The organism is Magnetospirillum sp. SS-4 (assembly GCF_902729425.1).
Taxonomy (GTDB): domain Bacteria; phylum Pseudomonadota; class Alphaproteobacteria; order Rhodospirillales; family Magnetospirillaceae; genus Phaeospirillum.
In genome coordinates this window covers 1-2,427 of the sequence record NZ_CACVCH010000117.1, presented here as the reverse complement: position 1 = coordinate 2,427, position 2,427 = coordinate 1, and the positions used below count along the sequence as shown (strand labels likewise).

Annotated in this window: 4 protein-coding genes; 2 read left to right on the top strand and 2 right to left on the bottom strand. The window is 58.1% G+C overall.

Going from position 1 to position 2,427, the window contains the following annotated elements; genetic code table 11:
- Nucleotides 1-14: 14 nt before the first annotated feature.
- The gene (locus MTBSS4_RS17840; RefSeq protein WP_173984729.1) at nt 15-380 is read right to left on the bottom strand and encodes a transcriptional regulator; all 366 of its coding nucleotides are present in this window, start codon (nt 378-380) and stop codon (nt 15-17) included.
- Between the two features lie 12 nt (nt 381-392).
- Nucleotides 393-731, bottom strand: coding sequence for a DUF6516 family protein (locus tag MTBSS4_RS17835; protein WP_173984728.1), 339 nt, complete (start codon nt 729-731; stop codon nt 393-395).
- Nucleotides 732-860: 129 nt separating this feature from the next.
- Between MTBSS4_RS17835 and MTBSS4_RS17830 the strand changes: the two genes are divergently transcribed.
- Together MTBSS4_RS17830 and MTBSS4_RS17825 are read left to right on the top strand one after the other, a co-directional pair.
- Nucleotides 861-1,157: a DUF1778 domain-containing protein gene (locus tag MTBSS4_RS17830; protein ID WP_173984727.1), complete on the top strand. Its 297-nt coding sequence runs from the start codon at nt 861-863 to the stop codon at nt 1,155-1,157.
- Nucleotides 1,158-1,163: 6 nt separating this feature from the next.
- Nucleotides 1,164-1,685 carry a GNAT family N-acetyltransferase gene (locus MTBSS4_RS17825; protein ID WP_173984726.1) on the top strand — a complete coding sequence of 174 codons (522 nt, stop codon included), beginning with the start codon at nt 1,164-1,166 and terminating at the stop codon, nt 1,683-1,685.
- The last annotated feature ends 742 nt before the right edge of the window (nt 1,686-2,427 follow it).

Below are 2,427 nucleotides of genomic sequence, written 5' to 3'. Positions count from 1 at the left end.
CTAACAGTCGGCAATTATCCCACGATGGACAAATCCATCTGAACGCCCCGCACCAACACCTCAGGCGCGACCGATCCGCGCTTGCCAGGAACCAGCTTCACCAACCCGTACTGGCTCATGGTCTTGAGGGTGCGTGACAGGTTGCTGACCTTCCGACCGCTCATCACCTCCAACTCGGCAAGCGACGCTGGTTGCTGCTCGTCAATGATGCGAAGCAGTTTCCGATTCGGTTCCGACAGCACCTTCGCCATCGACTCCAGCGACGTGAACCAGACCTTCGGTTCGTCGGGCTGACGACGGCGCTCACCCCGAGCAATCTGAAGGGCGCGGTCGCGAAGCTCATCGTGGGTGGCGATGCCGACCTTGATTTTTTCAGCCATCGTTCTGCTCCTTCAGGATGCGCTCGATCTCATCGAAGAAATCAGCTTCTCGGCGGTGACGAACTGATAGGGCCGGCCTTCGTCCGTTTCGTCACGGTGCCAATGGTCAAAGGCAGTCTGCCGTTCAACAAATTTGCCGCCGCGATGGGCAACACCATGGGCGTTGTCGTAGCCCATCAACCGCCGCCCGTCTCGTGCGTGGAAGGTCAGCGAATAGGAGATGCCGTGGGGCTTCTCGGGCGTCGCGCCGATCTCCATGACCTTGAACCGCGCCACATAGCCGTTATCGTAAATGATCTCCTCACCATCGAGGTCGAGCAGATACGAGAGGGTTTCATCGGTGCGGTCCATCCTCAATACATATCAGTTAGTGATAATGGTTGGCAAGGGCAACCCTGAACGGCAGACCGATCTCATTCGCCGTATTGCAAAACACACTACAGCGGCACATATTAGCCCCAACATCAGGGAGCTACCGCCATGCCCGCCACCGCCAATCGCAAAGACCATCCGCTGTCCATGCGCCTGCCTGACGCCGACCTCGCCATCATTGATCGGGCGGCCCAGTTGCGCGGGAGGTCGCGGACAGATTTCGTGCGTGAAGCAGCAGTGCGTGCCGCCGAAGACGTGCTGATGGAGGCGGGGTTGATCCGCATGAGCCAGGAAGGGTTTGCCGAGTTCATAGCGGTGCTGTCCGCCCCGGCCGCGCCAGTGCCCCCCATGGTCGAGGTTCTGAAGCGTCCTGCGCCGTGGGAACGAGAAAGCGGGCAAGGCTGACCGTCGATGCCTTTGTCTGCCCCTGAGCCGCTGAACGCTGCCCACGATGTATCGCAGTTCACCTGCGGCAAACCTGCCCTGGATCACTGGCTCCAGACCCGCGCCCTGTCGAATCAGGAGAAGGGCTTCACCGTGGTTATGGTTGTCCATGATGCCGGGCGGGTGGCGGGGTATTACGGATTGGCTCCCACGGCGGTGGTCCCGACCGTGCTGCCCCGTTCGATTAAAACGGGGCAGCCACCCAATCCTGTGCCGTGTCTGTTGCTGGGGCAACTGGCGACCGATCTTGACTGGGCCAGTCACGGTATCGGTACCGCCTTGTTGCGCCATGCCCTGATCCGCTGTGTACAGGGCGCTCGTCTCATCGGCGGTCGCGCCCTGATGGTCAACGCTATTGATTCGGAAGCGGCTGAATTCTGGCGTCGTCGTGGCTTCTTGTCATCCAAGGATGACTCGCTAATGCTGTTTCGGTCTATCGCGGACATCGCTGTGTCGGTGACGGCGGCAGGCACCGACATTCCCACCTGAACCCACAGTACGTGGACGGCAAGCCCCCGCACTGATGGTCGGGCGAGCTTTTCGGACGATCAAAAATGGGTAACGGAATGGGGTACAGGCGTGGGTAACACGGACTGATGCGCGTTAGCTAAGTGCCTGATTTTACTGGAAAAATCGGCGCTGGCGTCCCCACGGGGAGGGGAGTCCAGAAAGTGGACAACACCACAGTTTCCAAGGGGTTTCTGCGCTTCGGCGGGTTCCGTGATCCTGCGTGGGTCCACAATGCGGGTCCACAGGGGCGACGTCAACATTGTCTTCGGGTCGATCCTCTTAATCAGCGACACACATGCTGGACGATTGGCCTGCTACGATGTAGGGTCCGATACATCCTAAAGGGGTGTGCAAGACCATGACGCAGACGATTAAGAGTCTTAAGGGATTTGTTCAAAAAATAAGCAACGTCTCTCCCGCCGCAGATGAAGTATTGCTGTACAGAGGTCACTCCAACAGGAGTGAATACAAGCTCATACCGTCAGTGTTGAGGGACGATGCGTCCAATAAGAATGAATATGCTATTCTCAGGGAACTCGTTTCGTCTCATCCGCATGAATTTAATTCAGACTCAACAACCTCACCATCCATCAGTTTGAAGATGCCCTGTTGACGGCGAGAATCCGCATGTGATTCAAGGAGTCCGCGTTTTTTCCGGCGTGGGGTCTGGCTGTGGTTTTATCGAGCGGAGTTGAAGTCTGGGCGGAGGATGTCCGGGCCA

What these genes read in the sequence shown, in the direction of transcription:
- MTBSS4_RS17825 (WP_173984726.1), top strand. Translation starts at nt 1,164, where the DNA reads ATGCCTTTGTCTGCCCCTGAGCCGCTGAACGCTGCCCACGATGTATCG.
- MTBSS4_RS17840 (WP_173984729.1), bottom strand. Translation starts at nt 380, where the DNA reads ATGGCTGAAAAAATCAAGGTCGGCATCGCCACCCACGATGAGCTTCGC.
- MTBSS4_RS17835 (WP_173984728.1), bottom strand. Translation starts at nt 731, where the DNA reads ATGGACCGCACCGATGAAACCCTCTCGTATCTGCTCGACCTCGATGGT.
- MTBSS4_RS17830 (WP_173984727.1), top strand. Translation starts at nt 861, where the DNA reads ATGCCCGCCACCGCCAATCGCAAAGACCATCCGCTGTCCATGCGCCTG.